The 16722-nt window shown below is 62.9% G+C and carries 18 protein-coding genes; 11 read left to right on the forward strand and 7 right to left on the reverse strand.

The window, feature by feature from the left end:
• Positions 1-72 precede the first annotated feature (72 nt).
• From ccmA to PspS35_RS09025, 10 genes are all read left to right on the forward strand, one after another.
• Positions 73-708, forward strand: coding sequence for a cytochrome c biogenesis heme-transporting ATPase CcmA (ccmA, locus tag PspS35_RS08980; protein ID WP_159933686.1), 636 nt, complete (start codon positions 73-75; stop codon positions 706-708).
• Positions 705-1373, forward strand: a complete 669-nt coding sequence (gene ccmB / locus PspS35_RS08985; protein ID WP_014717701.1) for a heme exporter protein CcmB — start codon at positions 705-707, stop codon at positions 1371-1373. Before ccmA ends, ccmB begins: the two co-directional genes overlap by 4 nt.
• Positions 1374-1457: 84 nt before the next feature.
• Complete coding sequence (gene ccmC, locus PspS35_RS08990) at positions 1458-2213, forward strand: heme ABC transporter permease (protein ID WP_159933688.1); 756 nt, start codon at positions 1458-1460, stop codon at positions 2211-2213.
• The gene (gene ccmD / locus PspS35_RS08995; RefSeq protein ID WP_159933690.1) at positions 2210-2386 is read left to right on the forward strand and encodes a heme exporter protein CcmD; all 177 of its coding nucleotides are present in this window, start codon (positions 2210-2212) and stop codon (positions 2384-2386) included. Before ccmC ends, ccmD begins: the two co-directional genes overlap by 4 nt.
• Positions 2383-2838 carry a cytochrome c maturation protein CcmE gene (ccmE, locus tag PspS35_RS09000; RefSeq protein ID WP_159933692.1) on the forward strand — a complete coding sequence of 152 codons (456 nt, stop codon included), beginning with the start codon at positions 2383-2385 and terminating at the stop codon, positions 2836-2838. The genes ccmD and ccmE overlap by 4 nt, the downstream gene beginning before the upstream one ends.
• Before the next feature lie 3 nt (positions 2839-2841).
• Positions 2842-4830, forward strand: a complete 1989-nt coding sequence (locus tag PspS35_RS09005; RefSeq protein WP_159933694.1) for a heme lyase CcmF/NrfE family subunit — start codon at positions 2842-2844, stop codon at positions 4828-4830.
• Positions 4827-5363 (forward strand): DsbE family thiol:disulfide interchange protein, encoded by a 537-nt coding sequence (locus PspS35_RS09010; RefSeq protein WP_032889103.1) that lies wholly within the window; start codon positions 4827-4829, stop codon positions 5361-5363. The genes PspS35_RS09005 and PspS35_RS09010 overlap by 4 nt, the downstream gene beginning before the upstream one ends.
• Positions 5360-5833: a cytochrome c-type biogenesis protein gene (locus PspS35_RS09015; RefSeq protein ID WP_159933696.1), complete on the forward strand. Its 474-nt coding sequence runs from the start codon at positions 5360-5362 to the stop codon at positions 5831-5833. The genes PspS35_RS09010 and PspS35_RS09015 overlap by 4 nt, the downstream gene beginning before the upstream one ends.
• Entirely contained in the window at positions 5826-7016 is a 1191-nt protein-coding gene (ccmI, locus tag PspS35_RS09020) for a c-type cytochrome biogenesis protein CcmI (RefSeq protein ID WP_159933698.1), read from the forward strand. The genes PspS35_RS09015 and ccmI overlap by 8 nt, the downstream gene beginning before the upstream one ends.
• Positions 7017-7032: 16 nt before the next feature.
• On the forward strand, positions 7033-7431 hold the full coding sequence (locus PspS35_RS09025; RefSeq protein WP_159933700.1) for a hypothetical protein: 399 nt from the start codon (positions 7033-7035) through the stop codon (positions 7429-7431).
• Between the two features lie 175 nt (positions 7432-7606).
• Here PspS35_RS09025 and PspS35_RS30015 read toward each other — a convergent pair whose 3' ends face one another.
• Positions 7607-8590 carry a hypothetical protein gene (locus tag PspS35_RS30015; protein ID WP_174244793.1) on the reverse strand — a complete coding sequence of 328 codons (984 nt, stop codon included), beginning with the start codon at positions 8588-8590 and terminating at the stop codon, positions 7607-7609.
• A 224-nt stretch (positions 8591-8814) separates the two neighbouring features.
• Between PspS35_RS30015 and phnN the strand changes: the two genes are divergently transcribed.
• Positions 8815-9387: a phosphonate metabolism protein/1,5-bisphosphokinase (PRPP-forming) PhnN gene (phnN, locus tag PspS35_RS09035; protein ID WP_159933702.1), complete on the forward strand. Its 573-nt coding sequence runs from the start codon at positions 8815-8817 to the stop codon at positions 9385-9387.
• Positions 9388-9459: 72 nt separating this feature from the next.
• Here the strand turns inward: phnN and PspS35_RS09040 are convergent, their stop codons facing one another.
• From PspS35_RS09040 to PspS35_RS09065, 6 genes are all read right to left on the reverse strand, one after another.
• A complete protein-coding gene (locus PspS35_RS09040) occupies positions 9460-10656 on the reverse strand; it encodes an MFS transporter (RefSeq protein ID WP_159933704.1) in 1197 nt (398 codons plus the stop codon).
• A gap of 157 nt (positions 10657-10813) precedes the next feature.
• Entirely contained in the window at positions 10814-11818 is a 1005-nt protein-coding gene (locus tag PspS35_RS09045) for a sulfate ABC transporter substrate-binding protein (RefSeq protein WP_159933706.1), read from the reverse strand.
• Positions 11819-11914: 96 nt separating this feature from the next.
• Complete coding sequence (locus PspS35_RS09050; protein WP_159933708.1) at positions 11915-12739, reverse strand: ion transporter; 825 nt, start codon at positions 12737-12739, stop codon at positions 11915-11917.
• 31 nt (positions 12740-12770) lie between these two features.
• Positions 12771-13646: an urea transporter gene (locus PspS35_RS09055; RefSeq protein ID WP_159933710.1), complete on the reverse strand. Its 876-nt coding sequence runs from the start codon at positions 13644-13646 to the stop codon at positions 12771-12773.
• A gap of 307 nt (positions 13647-13953) precedes the next feature.
• Positions 13954-15369: a pyruvate kinase gene (gene pyk / locus PspS35_RS09060; protein ID WP_159933712.1), complete on the reverse strand. Its 1416-nt coding sequence runs from the start codon at positions 15367-15369 to the stop codon at positions 13954-13956.
• On the reverse strand, positions 15359-16639 hold the full coding sequence (locus PspS35_RS09065; protein WP_159933714.1) for a glycerate kinase: 1281 nt from the start codon (positions 16637-16639) through the stop codon (positions 15359-15361). The genes pyk and PspS35_RS09065 overlap by 11 nt, the downstream gene beginning before the upstream one ends.
• Between the last annotated feature and the right edge of the window lie 83 nt (positions 16640-16722).

Raw genomic sequence — 16722 nt, forward strand, 5'->3', positions numbered from 1 at the left:
AAAGCCGTTATTGTGCTTCTTTCTATAACGGCCGCTGCACCGCCGACTTGAACCGTAAAGGCCCGCGATCTCTTGACCAGCCCTCTTCTTGAAGCCGTAGCGCTTGCCTGTGAACGCGACCTGCGCCTGCTGTTCGAACATCTCGAGCTGCGGCTGGCGGGCGGCGATATGGTGCAGGTCAGCGGGCCCAACGGGAGCGGCAAGACCAGTTTGCTGCGCCTGCTGGCCGGCTTGATGCAACCCACGGCCGGCGAAGTGCGGCTCAACGGCAAACCCCTCAGCGAACAGCGCGCCACGCTGGCCCGCAACCTGATCTGGATCGGCCACGCCGCCGGTATCAAGGATGTGCTCACCGCCGAAGAAAACCTCAGCTGGCTCAGCGCCCTGCATCATCGGGCCTGCCGCGACGCCATCTGGCAGGCGCTGGCTTCTGTGGGCCTCAAGGGCTTTGAAGACGTTCCCTGTCACACCTTGTCTGCCGGCCAACAGCGCCGCGTGGCCCTGGCGCGCCTGTACTTGCCGGGCCCGCCGCTGTGGATTCTCGACGAGCCCTTCACCGCCCTGGACAAGCAAGGCGTCGCCCAATTGGAAGAGCACCTGGCGCGGCATTGCGAGCAGGGCGGAAGCGTGTTGCTCACCACCCACCACACCCTGGCCCGGCGGCCTGCCGGTTACCGTGACCTGGACCTGGGTCGGTGGGCGGCATGAGTGTGTTCGCCCTGCTGGTCGCCCGCGAAGCGCGGCTGTTGTGCCGTCGCCCGGCCGAACTGGCCAACCCGCTGGTGTTCTTCGCCATTGTGATCGCGCTGTTCCCGTTGGCGGTCGGTCCCGAGACTAAACTGTTGCAAACCTTGTCACCGGGACTGGTGTGGGTGGCGGCACTTTTATCGGTTCTGCTCTCGCTGGATGGGCTGTTTCGCAGTGATTTCGAAGACGGTTCACTTGAACAGTGGGTCCTTTCGTCGCACCCTCTGCCACTTCTGGTACTGGCCAAGGTGCTGGCACACTGGGTTTTTTCCGGCCTGGCGCTAGTCTTGCTCTCGCCGCTGTTGGCGATGATGCTGGGCTTGCCCGTTGAATGCCTGCCGGTACTGCTTCTGTCCTTGTTACTCGGCACGCCAGTGCTCAGCCTGTTGGGGGCTGTGGGCGCAGCGTTGACCGTCGGTTTGAAGCGCGGTGGCCTGCTGCTGGCCCTGTTGATTCTGCCTTTGTACATCCCGGTACTGATCCTTGGCAGCGGCGCTTTGCAGGCCGCGCTCATGGGCATGCCGGCGACCGGTTACCTCCTGTGGCTTGGTAGCCTGACCGCCCTGGCGGTAACCCTGACACCCTTTGCTATAGCCGCCGGCCTGAAGATCAGCGTCGGTGAATAATGAGGTCTGACCCAGCGTTACACGCTGAGTCAGTAAAGACCCTACGCTTCTCGCCATGACGCGAAGCAACCGTGAGAAACAGCAATGAACTGGACCTGGTTTCACAAGCTCGGCTCGCCCAAATGGTTCTACGGCATCAGCGGCAAGCTGCTGCCGTGGTTGAGTATCGCCGCGGTGTTGCTGATCGGCGTCGGCCTGGTCTGGGGCCTGGCCTTCGCCCCGCCGGATTACCAGCAAGGCAACAGCTTTCGCATCATCTATATCCACGTGCCCGCCGCGATGCTCGCCCAGTCCTGCTACGTGATGCTGGCGGTGTGCGGCATTGTCGGCCTGGTGTGGAAGATGAAGCTGGCGGACGTGGCCCTGCAATGCGCCGCGCCCATCGGCGCGTGGATGACCGCCGTGGCGCTGGTCACCGGTGCGATCTGGGGCAAACCCACCTGGGGTTCGTGGTGGGTGTGGGATGCGCGACTAACGTCCATGTTGATCCTGCTGTTCCTGTACTTCGGTCTGATTGCCCTGGGCAACGCGATCAGTAATCGTGACAGCGCCGCCAAGGCCTGCGCGGTGTTGGCGATTGTCGGCGTGATCAACATCCCGATCATCAAATACTCGGTGGAGTGGTGGAACACCCTGCACCAGGGCGCCACCTTCACCCTCACCGAAAAGCCGGCGATGCCGGTGCAAATGTGGGCGCCACTGTTGTTGATGGTGCTGGGGTTCTATTGCTTCTTCGGTGCCGTGCTGCTGATGCGCATGCGCCTCGAAGTGCTCAAGCGTGAAGCCCGCGCCAGTTGGGTCAAGGCCGAAGTACACAGCAGCCTGGGAGCGCGTGGATGAGTTTTGCTTCTTTCAGCGAGTTTTTCGCGATGGGCCACCACGGCCTGTATGTCTGGACGGCCTATGGCATCTGCCTGGCGGTGCTGGCCCTCAACGTCGCCGCGCCGATCCTGGCCCGCAAGCGTTACCTGCAACAAGAGGCGCGTCGTCTGCGCCGGGAGACCGAAAAGTGAATCCGCTGCGTAGAAAACGTCTGTTGATCATCCTGGCCATCATGGCCGGCGTCGGCATTGCCGTAGCCCTGGCCCTGAGCGCACTGCAACAGAACATCAACCTGTTCTACACCCCGACGCAGATCGCCAATGGCGAAGCGCCTGTCGATACGCGCATCCGCGCCGGCGGCATGGTCGAGAAGGGTTCGTTGAAGCGTTCCGGCGATTCCCTCGACGTGACCTTCGTGGTCACCGATTTCAACAAGGCCGTGACCATCACCTACCGCGGCATCCTCCCGGACCTGTTCCGCGAAGGCCAGGGCATCGTCGCCCTGGGCAAGCTCAATGCCCAAGGCGTGGTGGTGGCCGATGAAGTGCTGGCCAAGCACGATGAGAAATACATGCCGCCGGAAGTGACCAAGGCGTTGAAAGAAAGCGGCCAGTCCGCACCCACCCCTGCCAAGGAGGGCTGAGCGATGACGTCCGCACTGTTTATTCCAGAACTCGGCCAGTTGGCGATGATCCTCGCCCTGTGCTTTGCCATCGTGCAGGCCGTGGTACCGTTGCTCGGCGCCTGGCGTGGTGACCGCCTGTGGATGAGCCTGGCGCAACCTGCTGCCTGGGGCCAGTTCGCCTTCCTGCTGTTCGCGTTTGGTTGCCTGACCTATGCCTTCATGACCGACGATTTTTCTGTCGGCTACGTGGCCAACAACTCCAACACCGCGCTGCCGTGGTACTACAAGTTCAGTGCCGTGTGGGGCGCCCACGAAGGTTCGTTGCTGCTGTGGGCGTTGATCCTCGGCGGCTGGACCTTTGCGGTGTCGGTGTTCTCGCGCCAGTTGCCGCAAGTGATGCTGGCGCGGGTGCTGGCGGTGATGGGCATGATCAGCATCGGCTTTTTGCTGTTCCTGATCATGACCTCCAACCCGTTCAGCCGCATCCTGCCGCAGATTCCTACGGACGGGCATGACCTCAACCCGCTGTTGCAGGATATCGGCCTGATCGTGCACCCGCCGATGCTCTACATGGGCTATGTCGGTTTCTCCGTGGCGTTCGCGTTTGCCATCGCCGCCTTGCTGGGCGGGCGTCTGGATGCTGCATGGGCCCGCTGGTCGCGGCCGTGGACCATCGTCGCCTGGGCCTTCCTCGGCATTGGCATTACGTTGGGTTCGTGGTGGGCCTACTACGAACTCGGCTGGGGCGGCTGGTGGTTCTGGGACCCGGTGGAAAACGCCTCGTTCATGCCTTGGCTGGTGGGTACGGCGCTGATTCACTCGCTGGCCGTCACCGAAAAACGCGGCGTGTTCAAAAGCTGGACCGTACTGCTGGCCATCGCCGCATTTTCCCTCAGCCTGCTCGGCACCTTCCTTGTGCGTTCGGGCGTATTGACCTCAGTGCATGCGTTTGCGTCCGACCCGGAGCGCGGCGTGTTCATCCTGATCTTCCTGCTGTTTGTGGTCGGCGGCTCCCTGACCCTGTTCGCCCTGCGTGCGCCGGTGGTCAAGAGCCAGGTCGGCTTCAACCTGTGGTCGCGGGAAACCCTGCTGCTGGGCAATAACCTGGTGCTGGTGGTGGCCGCGTCGATGATCCTGCTCGGCACCTTGTACCCGCTGGTGCTGGATGCCCTGAGCGGCGCCAAGCTGTCCGTCGGCCCGCCGTACTTCAACGCGTTGTTTATCCCGTTGATGGGCCTGTTGATGGTGGTGATGGCGGTCGGCATGCTGGTGCGCTGGAAAGACACACCGGTGAAATGGCTGGCGGGCATGCTGATGCCGGTTCTGCTGGGCAGCGTTGCCCTGGCGGTCATCGCCGGGCTTGCCTATGGCGACTTCAACTGGGCGGTGCTTGCCACTTTCCTGCTGGCGGCCTGGGTGTTGCTGGCCGGTGTGCGCGACATCTTCGACAAGACTCGCCACAAAGGTTTGATCAAAGGCCTGCCGACGCTGACCCGCAGTTACTGGGGCATGCAGATCGCCCATATCGGCATCGCCGTGTGCGCCCTGGGCGTGGTGCTCTCCAGCCAGAACAGCGCCGAACGCGACCTGCGCCTGGCGCCGGGCGAGTCGATGGACCTGGCCGGTTACCAGTTCATCTTTGAGGGCGCCAAGCACTTTGAAGGGCCGAACTTCACGTCGGACAAAGGCACCGTGCGGGTCGTGCGCAATGGCAAGGAAATCGCCGTGCTGCACCCGGAAAAACGCCTCTACACCGTGCAGAGCTCAATGATGACCGAAGCCGGGATCGACGCAGGTTTCACCCGTGACCTCTACGTGGCATTGGGCGAACCGCTGGGCGAAGGCGCCTGGGCTGTGCGCGTGCATGTGAAACCGTTTGTGCGCTGGATCTGGTTCGGCGGCTTGCTCACCGGCTTTGGTGGTTTGCTGGCTGCGCTGGACCGGCGTTATCGGGTCAAGGTCAAGAGCCGGGTGCGTGAAGCCCTCGGTCTGCAAGGAGCGCCGGTATGAAGCGTTGGTTGATGGTGTTGCCGCTGGCGTTGTTCCTGGTGGTGGCGGTGTTCCTGTATCGCGGCCTGTACCTGGACCCGGCCGAGTTGCCTTCGGCGATGATCGGCAAGCCGTTCCCCGAGTTCTCGCTGTCGAACGTGCAAGGCGACAAGACGCTGACCCGCGCCGACCTGCTGGGCAAACCGGCGCTGGTCAACGTGTGGGGCACCTGGTGCATCTCCTGCCGCGTCGAACACCCGGTGCTCAACAAACTGGCCGAGAAGGGCGTGGTGATCTACGGCATCAACTACAAGGACGACAATGCAGCGGCCTTGAAATGGCTCGCCGAGTTCCACAACCCGTACCAACTGGATATCCGCGATGAAGACGGCAACCTGGGGTTGAACCTCGGCGTGTATGGCGCCCCGGAAACCTTCTTTATCGATGCCAAGGGCGTGATCCGCGACAAGTACGTCGGTGTGATCGACGAAGTGGTCTGGCGCGAACAACTGGCCGCCAAGTACCAGGCGCTGGTCGATGAGGCCAAACCATGAAGCGTCTGTTAGCCGCTGCCGTGCTGGCGCTTGGACTGGCCGGCGTCGCCCACGCCGCCATCGACACCTACGAGTTCGCCAAGGACGGTGACCGCGAGCGTTTTCGCGAACTGACCAAGGAACTGCGCTGCCCCAAGTGCCAGAACCAGGACATCGCCGACTCCAACGCGCCCATCGCCGCCGACCTGCGCAAAGAGATTTTCCGCATGCTCGGGGAGGGCAAGGACAACCAGGAGATCATCGACTTCATGGTCGACCGCTACGGTGATTTCGTGCGCTACAAACCGGCCCTCACCGGCAAGACCGCGCTGCTCTGGTTCGGCCCCGCCGGGCTGTTGCTGGCGGGTGTGGTGGTGATGGCGGTGATCGTTCGGCGGCGCCGTGCCGCGCCGACCGACGGTTCCGATGCGCTGTCCCCCGAAGAGCGTAAACGCCTCGACCAATTGCTGGACACCAAGACTGATGATTGATTTCTGGCTCGCAGCCGGCTTGCTGCTTCTGATTGCCCTGAGTTTCCTATTGATCCCTGTGTTGCGCGGCCGCCGTGCCCAGCGCGAAGAGGATCGCACCGCGCTGAACGTGGCGCTGTATCAAGAACGCGTCGCCGAGTTGCAAGTGCAGCAGGACGAAGGCGTGCTCAACGCCGCGCAACTCGACACCGGTCGCGCCGAAGCTGCCCGCGAACTGTTGGCTGATACCGAGGGCGTCGAAAAACCCCGCGAATCGCGCCTGGGCAAACCGCTGCCGTTGCTCGCTGCCGTCCTCGTCCCGGTACTCGGCCTTAGCCTGTACCTGCACTTTGGCGCCAGTGACAAAGTCGAACTGACCCGCGAATTCTCCCAGCCACCGGTGTCTATCGAAGACATGACCCGTCGCCTGGAACGCGCCGCTGCCGCGCAGCCGGATTCGGCGCAGGGCCTGTACTTCCTCGGTCGCGCCTACATGGCCCAGGACCGTCCGGTCGATGCGGCCAACATCTTCGAACGCACCGTCGCGTTGGCTGGCCGCCAGCCGGAGCTGCTTGGCCAGTGGGCCCAGGCGCAATACTTTGCCGACAATAAGCAGTGGTCGCCCAAGATCCAGGCGTTGACTGACGAAGCCCTGAAGCTGGACCCGAAGGAAGTCACCAGCCTCGGCCTGCTGGGCATCGCCGCCTTTGAAGGCAAACGCTATCAGGAGGCGATCGACTACTGGACCCGCCTGTTGGCCCAATTGCCACCGCAAGACAGCTCCCGTGCGGCCCTGCAAGGCGGCATCGACCGGGCCGCGCAAAGCCTGAAGGAGAGCGGGGGCGTTGTCGCTCAAGCGCCTAAGGCGATGCTTAAAGTGCGCGTGGATTTATCCGCCGACGTGAAGGCCAAATCCCTGCCCACCGACAGCGTGTTCATCTTCGCCCGCGCCGTCAGCGGCCCGCCAGCGCCGTTGGCGGCCAAGCGCGTAACCGTCGCCGACCTGCCGGTCACCGTCGAGCTGGGCGATGCCGACGCGATGATGCCGCAGTTGAAACTGTCGAACTTCCCCGAAGTCCAACTGGTTGCGCGCTTATCCCGGGCCGGTCTTCCGACTGCCGGCGAGTGGATCGGCCGCAGCCAACCCCTGGCCAGCAGCACCACTGCGGTGCAACAGCTGACCATCGACAGTCCGGACAAGTAATCTTGAGGAAGCGCCCATGACGACCGCATTCGCACGCATCACCCTGCTCAGCCTGGTAGTGGGCCTGAGCGCCTGTGCGGTCCATCGCCCACCGCCTGGCCCGACCGGCCCGACCATCCCGCCGTCCGGCCCGTCGACACAGCCGAGCACCAAGCCTTCGGGCCCGGTCACTCCGGCGCCGAAGCCTGTGCCCACCAAATCGCCGACCTTCGCCCCACCACCGGGCGCCGCCAGCCACTGGGACGGCAAGATGCAGGTCTACGTGCTCGACGACCAGCCCGACACCTTCTACCGCCAGCGCACCTACTACCGCTGGAGCAACGGCTGGAGCCGCTCCATCAGCCCCAACGGGCCGTGGGAAGACACCAACGTGCAAGGCGTGCCGCCTGGGTTGAGCAAGCAGTACGCGCAATGACAAAAGGCGACCTTCGGGTCGTCTTTTTCATGCCGTCAGTCAGTCAAGGGCCAGCACTGTGCCTGTGGCGAGGGAGCGTGCTCGCGCTGGGCCGTGAAGCGGCCCCAAGAATGCGACGGCTGCGCAGTCCAGCGCGAGCAAGCTCCCTCCCACAGCAAATCACCTGCAACGCTGCTTATATGTTCATCAGTTTCGCCGCGATGGCATTCCAACCCGCCGGTTCATGGATCATGGCCTGGTAGTCATGGCCCGCGAAGAACTGCCCCTGCAAGGTATGTTTCGCCATGATCTCCTTGATGATCAGGGTGGCGGGGCCCAAACCGGTATTGCCGGTTCGGGCATCGAGTGCGCGACCTCGCACCTGAGTGGTGATTGCCGCGCCGAGCATCATCTTTCTTTGTTCAAGCTGCTTGATCTGATCTGCTCGGGATAAGCCGGTGAGGCTGGCTTGCGGCATATCTCCGGCGTTGGGGTTCTGTTCCAGAAAGGCAGCCCACTGCAACTCCATCGCCGCCACCTTGCACAGGGCGGCGTAGCGGTCGCTGACCATCAGCCTGGCCAGTTCAAGTTGGAAGCTGACCATCATGAGTGGGATTTTTCCGGCCAGCCCGATGCCCGTAAATGAAAGCAAGGTCGAGGTGGTCGACACCGCCATTTCGGTGCCACGAAATGCGAGCTTCTTGAACTTAACCTCGATGGCCAGTTGCAGCCATTTGATCGCATTACTGACTTGTTCATCACCCGCGGCGAAGGGTAGATAAGCCGCCAGCATTGTTGACAGCCGACGCAGATGTATCGCCGTAGAGGCCGTGGCAGATGCATGCCGGGCAGCATAGAAAGGCGCGGGAACCGGTGAGATCGCCGGGCCTAGCGCCGCCAATCCCACCCCGGTTGCACCAACACCCAAACCTTTGAGTTTGCGGTGCGCAAGCATCCTTTCTGTTTTAGGCGAGGAGCCGCATTTGCCGTGTTTGACAAAGTAAGGGTTGAGTTTCAACCCGCTTTGTTCGCAGACCTTCATGTAACTTCTGCCGGTGCCGATAGTTGTGACAATGGGGTGAAGGCCGGCCAGCCCTGAGAGCAGGCTAAAGAATATCTCCTCTTTTGACTGTTCTGTTTGAGCGGTTTCGCGCACTTGCGCTGCGATTGAGTCGGGCACTTTTTCATCTCCGTTGAGGGGAGAGGGGGATAGGAGCCTGTACCCTAGATAAGCACCGTCGTGCTGGCTGTAGGAATGTTCGGGCAAGTGTCACGCGTCTTGAGCAGCGGGCCGAACGTGATGCGCGGTGGGTTGCACTCGGGTAATGTGGCCGTCGCCGGCCAGGCGCCGCGAACGGCCTTCTGTGGTGCAACAAGTCTGGCGACAAGCAAAGAGGGTGTGTGATGGCGGGCAGGTTGATCTATCTCATCGGGCCATCGGGCTCGGGCAAGGACAGCCTGTTGGATGCCGCCCGCCCGCGTCTGGGCGAGCGCGGCTGCCGTATCGTGCGGCGCGTCATCACCCGTTCGGCGCAAGCCGTGGGCGAGGCGGCGCAGGGTGTGAGCCCGGCGCAGTTTGCGCGGATGGACACCGAAGGCGCGTTTGCCCTCAGCTGGCAGGCCAACGGCTTGTCCTATGGCATTCCACGGGTAATCGACGATTGGCTGGCGGCGGGGCATGACGTGCTGGTCAACGGCTCGCGTGCGCACCTGGACCAGGCCCGCCTGCGTTATCCGCGGTTGCTGGTGCTATTGCTGACCGTGGGTCAAGGCGTGTTACGCCAGCGCTTGATCGAGCGGGGGCGAGAGTTGCCGGCCGATATCGAGGCGCGCCTGGCGCGCAATGCGCGGTTTACCCAAGCGCTGATCGCCAGCAGTGGTCCGGGGTTGTGTGTGCTGGATAACTCCGGCCCCTTGGAGCACACGGTCGAGCGCTTGCTGTGCTGCCTGAATGCTGGGCATTCGCAAGGAGCCTGACCCGTCTCTGCAGCGGCAACTTTCGCTGATCGTTGATCAAACCGTCGTCCTTGAGCCGGGGCCGGTGCGCTCTTAAGCGGTTGCGACCGCCACCTGACGAGACGCGCTCAGGAACCGCAACAACGCCACCAGCGGGAATGCACTGCCCACCAGCATCACCCCGAGCCATCCGCCGTGTTCATACACGCTGCTGGCAATCGCCGAGCCGAAAGCGCCGCCGATGAAGATGCTGGTCATGTACAGCGCGTTCAAACGGCTGCGGCTATTGGCGTCCAGGGCGTAGACGGCGCGTTGGCCGAGCACCATGTTCATCTGCACGCAGAAGTCCAGGACCACACCGGTCACCGCCAGGCCGATCACGCTGTACAGCGGATGTACAAAGGCCGGCAGGAAGCTCAACGCCGCGAACAGCATCGCCAGCAGCGAAGCGCGGTGCGTGTGACCCGCATCGGCCAGGCGCCCGGCGATGGGGGCGGCGATGGCGCCCAAGGCACCGACCAGGGCGAACAGGGCGATTTCGCTCTGGCTCAGGCCGTGATTGCGCGCCAGCTCCAGCGGCGCCGCGGTCCAGAACAGGCTGAAGGTGGCGAACATGCAGCCTTGGTAAAAAGCGCGTTGGCGCAGCACCGGTTGGCTGCGCAACAGCGTGCCCAGCGAGCCCAGCAGTTGGCCGTAACTGGCGCTGTGGTCGGGCTGGCGTTTGGGGATCGTGAGCATCAACACCACGCTGATAAACACCATCAACGCCGCCGCCGCCATGAACATTGCACGCCAGCCAAAGTGGTCCGCCACCACGCTCGACACTGGCCGCGCCAACAGGATGCCGAGCAGCAAGCCACCCATGATGCTGCCGACCACCCGACCACGGGACTCGGCGGGCGCCAAGTGCGCGGCCAGCGGGATCAGGATCTGCACCGACACCGAACTGAAACCGATCAGCAGCGATACCAGCAGGAACAGGTTGGGTTGTTCGGTAAACGCTGCGCCCAACAGGCTGGCGATGGCCACCCCGGTGGTGAGGATCATCAGCTTGCGGTTTTCCAGCAGGTCGCCCAAAGGCACCAGGAAGAACAGCCCCAAGGCATAGCCGATTTGCGTCAGCGACACGATCAGGCTGGCCATCGCCGGCGTAAGGCCGATGTCCGGGGCGATCAGTTCGATGATCGGTTGCGCGTAGTAGATGTTGGCGACGATGGCGCCGCAGCAAAACGCAAACAACATCACCATCGCGCGGGTCATGGTGCTTGTGGCGTGGGGAGTAGCGTTCATGGTGTTCTCATAAAAGCGAAGGAAGATGGCGAGCGAGAGTAAAGGCAAGGCGCCAGCGCGAGTAGGGCGCTTGCGGTGATATCACATATGCTGGCTTATGATACATTCAGAAACAACTAGGGCGGCGAGACACCACCGCCCCTCCCACATTGTTCAGTTATTGACCGCTATAGATCTGGTCGAACACGCCACCATCATTGAAGTGAGTCTTCTGCACGGTGCGCCAGTCACCAAAGGTCTTCTCCACCGACAGGAAGTCGACTTTCGGGAAGCGGTCGGTGTACTTGGCCAGCACTGCCGGATCACGCGGGCGCAGGTAGTTGTTGGCAGCGATTTCCTGGCCTTCTGGCGACCACAGGTACTTCAGGTAGTCTTCGGCGGCCACGCGGGTGCCTTTCTTCTCGACCACTTTGTCGACCACCGACACTGGCGGCTCGGCTTCAGCAGAGACGCTTGGGTAGATCACTTCGAACTGATCACGGCCAAACTCACGGGCGATCATTTCGGCTTCGTTCTCGAAGGTCACCAGCACGTCGCCGATCTGGTTGGTCATGAACGTGGTAGTGGCGGCGCGGCCACCGGTGTCGAGCACAGGCGCCTGCTTGAACAGCTTGCCGACGAAGGTCTTGGCTTTCTCTTCATCGCCGCCGTTCTTGAGTACATAACCCCAGGCCGACAGGTAGGTGTAGCGGCCGTTACCCGAGGTCTTCGGGTTGGGCACGATCACTTGCACGCCATCTTTGAGCAGGTCCGGCCAGTCTTTCAGGGCTTTGGGGTTGCCTTTGCGCACGATGAACACGGTGGCCGAGGTGAACGGCGCGCTGTTGTTCGGCAGGCGCGTGACCCAGTTGTCCGGCACCAGTTTGCCGTTGTCGGCCAGGGCGTTGATATCGGTGGCCATGTTCATGGTGATCACGTCAGCCGGCAGGCCGTCGATCACCGAGCGCGCTTGTTTGCTGGAACCGCCGAACGACATTTGCAGGGTCAGCTTGTCGTTCGGGTGCTCGGCTTCCCAGTGCTTCTGGAAGGCGGCGTTGTAGTCCTTGTAGAAATCGCGCATTACGTCGTAGGAGACGTTGAGCAGTGTGACCGGGGCGGCTTGGGCCGCGCTTGCCAGGGCAAGGCCGGCGGCCAGGAGAGAGGCACTAACGAGTTTTTTCACTGCTCATTCCTTGTTGTTCGTAAGAAGGGGTAAGGCCATTTGCCAGCGACTATAGCCGGGGCGCCATAGTCGCTTAAAGATTAAAAAGAACTTTGCTTATTCCACTTTCTTAAAAAGATTACTGCCACAGCGCGAACAGAACGCCGCATTTGGCTCGTGGCTGTTTTTCTTGCACACCGGGCAGTCGGTTTGCAGCTGTTCACCGCGCATGGCACTGGCCAGTTCGGCGGTAAAAATCCCGGTGGGTACGGCAATGATCGAGTAACCGGTGATCATCACCAATGACGAAATCACCTGGCCCAGCGGCGTCTTCGGCACGATATCGCCAAAGCCCACGGTGGTCAGGGTGACGATGGCCCAGTAGATGCCTTTGGGAATGCTGGTAAACCCATGCTCCGGGCCTTCGATCACGTACATCAAGGTGCCGAACACCGTCACCAGGGTGCACACACTCACCAGGAACACCACGATCTTCTGCTTGCTGCCGCGCAGCGCCGCCATCAAGTAGTTGGCCTGCTTGAGGTACGGGCTGAGCTTGAGCACACGGAAAATCCGCAGCATCCGAATGATGCGGATGATCAGAAGGTACTGCGCGTCGCTGTAATACAGCGCCAGGATGCCGGGCACGATGGCCAGCAAGTCCACCAGCCCGTAGAAGCTGAAGGCATAGCGCAACGGCTTGGGCGAGCAATACAGACGCAGCCCGTACTCGATCAGGAAGATGACGGTGAAGCCCCACTCGATGTACGCCAGCACATCGGCGTAGTTCTGGTGGATCTGGTCGATGCTGTCGAGCATCACAATCACCAGGCTGGCGAGGATGATCAGCAACAGGATGCCGTCAAAGCGCCGTCCGGCCAGGGTGTCACTTTGGAAAATCATGACGTAGAGCCGCTGGCGCCAGTCGTTGTTGCTGTCCATAAATCCCGCCCGAATCGAATATCGAGCAAGCCTAGGGGGATTCGAAGGGGCTGTCCATGCGCGGTTTCTGCAGCATCCGGCGGCCGGCGCGTACCAGCCAGCAGGCGAGGATAAACGGCGCGGTGAGTGCAGGCAGGTGCAGACCGGCAAAGCCCGGTGAGAGCAGGATCGCCAGCAGGATGCCCAGCAGCGGCAGCCAGGGGTGGCGGCGCGCCTGGCTCAGGGCTATCGCGGCGAGGGCCGGGTTGTAGCTGTGCAGGCCGAGGAGGGCGCCGGTGCTGTCATCCAGCGCGACGCCGATCAGCACGCCAGCGCTGGCGCCGATCAAGGCCCAGATGGCCGCGCACCGGTTGGCCAGCCACAGGCCAAGGGCAATCAGCGCGCCGGCCACGGGCTGGTCCAACAGCACGATTTGCGCCAGGCCCGTGAAGGGCGCGCTGAGCGCCGCCAGGGCATCGGGCCCGCTCAGGGCGAAAGTGCTGGGCGCTGCAGTACCCAACAGCAGCCAACCCAGAAGCACAAACGGTGTGGTGTAGGCGGGCAAGTCGTCGGGTTGCGTCGCGTGCTTGAGCCATTGCCGCGTGAGCATCGCACTCAAGCCGCCACACGCCAGGATCAGTGGCGGCAACAAGGCCGACCAGGCGAAATGCTGGCTGATCAACACGCCCAGCAACACGCCGTTGTAGCTATATAAGCCGGCTTGGCGCTGCGCCTTGGGATAACCCCGGCGCTGGGCTGTGAGCAAACCGGCTACGCCACCCAGCAAAGCGCCGCCGAGCAACGCCGGAGCACCGATCAGGATGGCCAGCAGGCACAGCAAACCGCACAGCGGGTGGCGCTGGAGAAAGATCTGGCTGAAGCCGTTGAGCAGGGCTTCGGCCCAGTCGGGGCAGGTTGGGTTGTGCATGGTGGGTATTCAGTGAGACCGAGTTGTTCCCATCGGGGGCTTGCCCCCGATGAGCATGGGTATCTACACAACTTCCAGTGAATACGGAATCTATGGCAATCAGGCTTCTGTGGTGAGCGGGCTTGCCCCGCGCTGGGCTGCGAAGCGGCCCCTAAAACGTTCACCTCGACTGATTCTGGCACTCTGCGGTGACCTTATTGGGGCTGCTGCGCAGCCCAGCGCGGGGCAAGCCCGCTCACCACAGAGTGATGTGTCAGCCTTTAAGAGTTGTGTAGATAGCTATGCCCCGATGAGGCCTCTACAGCCGCTAGATCAGCGTCTCTATACGCAAGGAGTTGGTCGAACCCGGCTGCCCAAACGGCACCCCGGCGGTAATCACCAGCGTATCGCCGCGCTGCGCCATGCCCTGAGCCTGGGCAATCTCCAGTGCGGTGGAACACACCTCATCCACTTGGCGCAGTCGATCATTGACCACCGAATGCACGCCCCACGCCACGCTCAGGCGGCGTGCCGTGGACAGGTTTGGCGTGAGGTTGAGGATCGGTGCCACCGGCCGTTCCCGGGCGGCGCGCAGGCTGGAGCTACCGGATTCGCTGTAGTTCACCAGCACCGCCACTGGCAGGATGTTGCTGATGCGACGGATCGCGCAACTGATCGCGTCCGACACCGTGGCATCGGCCTTGGGCCGGCTGACGTCCAGCTGCGCCTGGTAATCCGGGCCGCCTTCCACTTGGCGAATGATCTTGCTCATCATCTGCACGGCTTCCAGCGGGTACTCGCCCGATGCGGTTTCCGCCGACAGCATCACCGCGTCCGCGCCTTCGGCCACGGCATTGGCAACATCCGTCACCTCGGCACGGGTCGGCGCCGGTGAGAAACGCATGGATTCGAGCATCTGCGTGGCCACCACCACCGGTTTACCCAGCTGGCGGCAGGTGCTGATGATGTCTTTCTGGATCTGCGGCACGCTCTCGGCCGGCACTTCCACGCCTAGGTCGCCCCTGGCCACCATGATTGCATCACTCAGTTCGGCGATTTCCCGCAGGCGCTGCACGGCGGAGGGCTTCTCGATCTTGGCCATCAGAAAGGCCTTGTCGCCAATCAACTCACGGGCTTCGCGGATGTCTTCCGGGCGTTGCACGAACGACAGCGCCACCCAGTCCACGCCCAGCTCCAGGCCGAAGCTCAGGTCGAGGCGGTCCTTGGCGGTCAGTGGGCTCAACTCCAACAAGGCTTGTGGCACGTTCACGCCTTTGCGGTCGGACAATTCGCCGCCGTTGAGCACGGTGGTGTCGATGGCATCGGCGTGCTTGGTGATAACCCGCAGGCGCAGCTTGCCGTCGTCCAGCAGCAGGTCCATGCCCGGTTCAAGCGCCTCGATGATTTCCGGGTGGGGCAGGTTGACCCGGCGTTGATCGCCCGGGGTTTCGTCCAGGTCCAGGCGCAAGGCCTGGCCGCGTACCAGTTGCACCTTGCCCTCGGCGAAGCGCCCGACCCGCAGTTTTGGCCCTTGCAGGTCCATCAGGATGCCCAGTGGGTAATTGAGTTGGCGCTCCACCTGGCGAATCCACTGGTAGCGCTGGGCGTGATCGGCATGGTCGCCGTGGCTGAAGTTGAGGCGGAAGATGTTCACCCCGGCTTCCACCAGCTCGCGGATGTCATCGATCCCGTCGGTGGCCGGGCCCAGGGTGGCGAGGATTTTGACCTTCTTGTCAGGCGTCATGTTTGGCAGTCTCAAGGATCAGAATGGCGCGGAAGTCGTTGACGTTGGTGCGGGTTGGCTCGGTGACGATCAAGCCGTCGAGCGCCGCGAAATAGCCGTAGCCGTTGTTGTTGTCCAGCTCATCGCTGGCGCTCAGGCCCAAGGCTTCGGCGCGCCGGTAACTGCAGGGCGTCATGATCGCGCCGGCGTTGTCTTCCGAGCCGTCGATGCCGTCGGTGTCGCCGGCCAGGGCATACACGCCGGGCAGGCCTTTGAGGCTGTCGGTCAGGCTGAGCAGGAACTCCGCGTTGCGCCCGCCACGGCCATTGCCGCGCACGGTGACGGTGGTCTCACCGCCGGACAGGATCACGCACGGCGCCGCCAACGGCTGGCCGTGCTGCACGATCTGCCGGGCAATGCCGGCGTGCACCTTGGCCACGTCCCGCGCTTCGCCTTCCAGGTCGCCGAGGATCAGCGGGCTGAAGCCGGCCTGGCGTACTTTCACGGCCACCGCTTCCAGGGATTGCTGGGGGCGGGCGATCAACTGGAAGTGGCTGCGGGCGAGGATCGGGTCGCCAGGCTTGACGGTTTCCGAGGCCGGGTTTTGCAGCCAGCTGCGCACGGCGGCGGGCGCGTCGATCCCGTAGCGCTTGAGGATCGCCAGCGCCTGTTGCGAGGTGCTCGGGTCGCCGACGGTAGGGCCGGAGGCAATCACCGAGGCCTGGTCGCCCGGCACATCGGAAATCGCATAGGTGTACACCGTTGCCGGCCACGCGGCCTTGGCCAGCCGGCCACCCTTGATGGCCGAGAGGTGCTTGCGCACGCAGTTCATCTCGCCAATGGTCGCGCCAGATTTGAGCAGTGCCTTGTTGATGGTTTGTTTGTCCGCCAGGGTGATGCCTTCGGCCGGCAGGGCCAGCAACGCAGAGCCGCCGCCGGAGAGCAGGAAGATCACGCGGTCGTCTTCGCCCAGGTTGCTGATCAATTCCAGCACGCGCTTGGCCACGGCCAGGCCGGCGGCATCGGGGACGGGGTGGGCGGCTTCGACTACTTCGATTTTTTTGCACGGTGCGCCATGGCCGTAGCGGGTGACCACCAGGCCAGTGACATCGCCCTGCCAGCAGTTCTCGACGACGAGCGCCATGGCAGCAGCGGCCTTGCCGGCGCCGATCACGATCACACGGCCACTGCGGTCGGCGGGCAGGAAGGGTTCAAGGACTTGCCGGGGGTGGGCGGCGTCGATGGCTGTGGCAAACAGCTCGCGAAGCAGGTGTTGCGGATCGACCGACATAAGCGGGCTCCCGGGGGATTTTTGTTATTAGAGGTGCAGCAATTTCAGATTTGGAATGGGGCCACATGTGGGAGGGGGCTTGC

It is taken from the genome of Pseudomonas sp. S35 (assembly GCF_009866765.1).
In the GTDB taxonomy this organism is placed as follows: domain Bacteria; phylum Pseudomonadota; class Gammaproteobacteria; order Pseudomonadales; family Pseudomonadaceae; genus Aquipseudomonas.

Bases quoted from the DNA above. Each gene is read 5' to 3' on its own strand.
- pyk (WP_159933712.1), bottom strand. From the start codon at position 15,369: ATGACGCCTGACAAGAAGGTCAAAATCCTCGCCACCCTGGGCCCGGCC.
- PspS35_RS09015 (WP_159933696.1), top strand. From the start codon at position 5,360: ATGAAGCGTCTGTTAGCCGCTGCCGTGCTGGCGCTTGGACTGGCCGGC.
- PspS35_RS09010 (WP_032889103.1), top strand. From the start codon at position 4,827: ATGAAGCGTTGGTTGATGGTGTTGCCGCTGGCGTTGTTCCTGGTGGTG.
- PspS35_RS09040 (WP_159933704.1), bottom strand. From the start codon at position 10,656: ATGAACGCTACTCCCCACGCCACAAGCACCATGACCCGCGCGATGGTG.
- PspS35_RS09050 (WP_159933708.1), bottom strand. From the start codon at position 12,739: ATGGACAGCAACAACGACTGGCGCCAGCGGCTCTACGTCATGATTTTC.
- PspS35_RS09025 (WP_159933700.1), top strand. From the start codon at position 7,033: ATGACGACCGCATTCGCACGCATCACCCTGCTCAGCCTGGTAGTGGGC.
- ccmD (WP_159933690.1), top strand. From the start codon at position 2,210: ATGAGTTTTGCTTCTTTCAGCGAGTTTTTCGCGATGGGCCACCACGGC.
- PspS35_RS09055 (WP_159933710.1), bottom strand. From the start codon at position 13,646: ATGCACAACCCAACCTGCCCCGACTGGGCCGAAGCCCTGCTCAACGGC.
- ccmC (WP_159933688.1), top strand. From the start codon at position 1,458: ATGAACTGGACCTGGTTTCACAAGCTCGGCTCGCCCAAATGGTTCTAC.
- ccmB (WP_014717701.1), top strand. From the start codon at position 705: ATGAGTGTGTTCGCCCTGCTGGTCGCCCGCGAAGCGCGGCTGTTGTGC.
- phnN (WP_159933702.1), top strand. From the start codon at position 8,815: ATGGCGGGCAGGTTGATCTATCTCATCGGGCCATCGGGCTCGGGCAAG.
- PspS35_RS09065 (WP_159933714.1), bottom strand. From the start codon at position 16,639: ATGTCGGTCGATCCGCAACACCTGCTTCGCGAGCTGTTTGCCACAGCC.
- PspS35_RS09005 (WP_159933694.1), top strand. From the start codon at position 2,842: ATGACGTCCGCACTGTTTATTCCAGAACTCGGCCAGTTGGCGATGATC.
- ccmI (WP_159933698.1), top strand. From the start codon at position 5,826: ATGATTGATTTCTGGCTCGCAGCCGGCTTGCTGCTTCTGATTGCCCTG.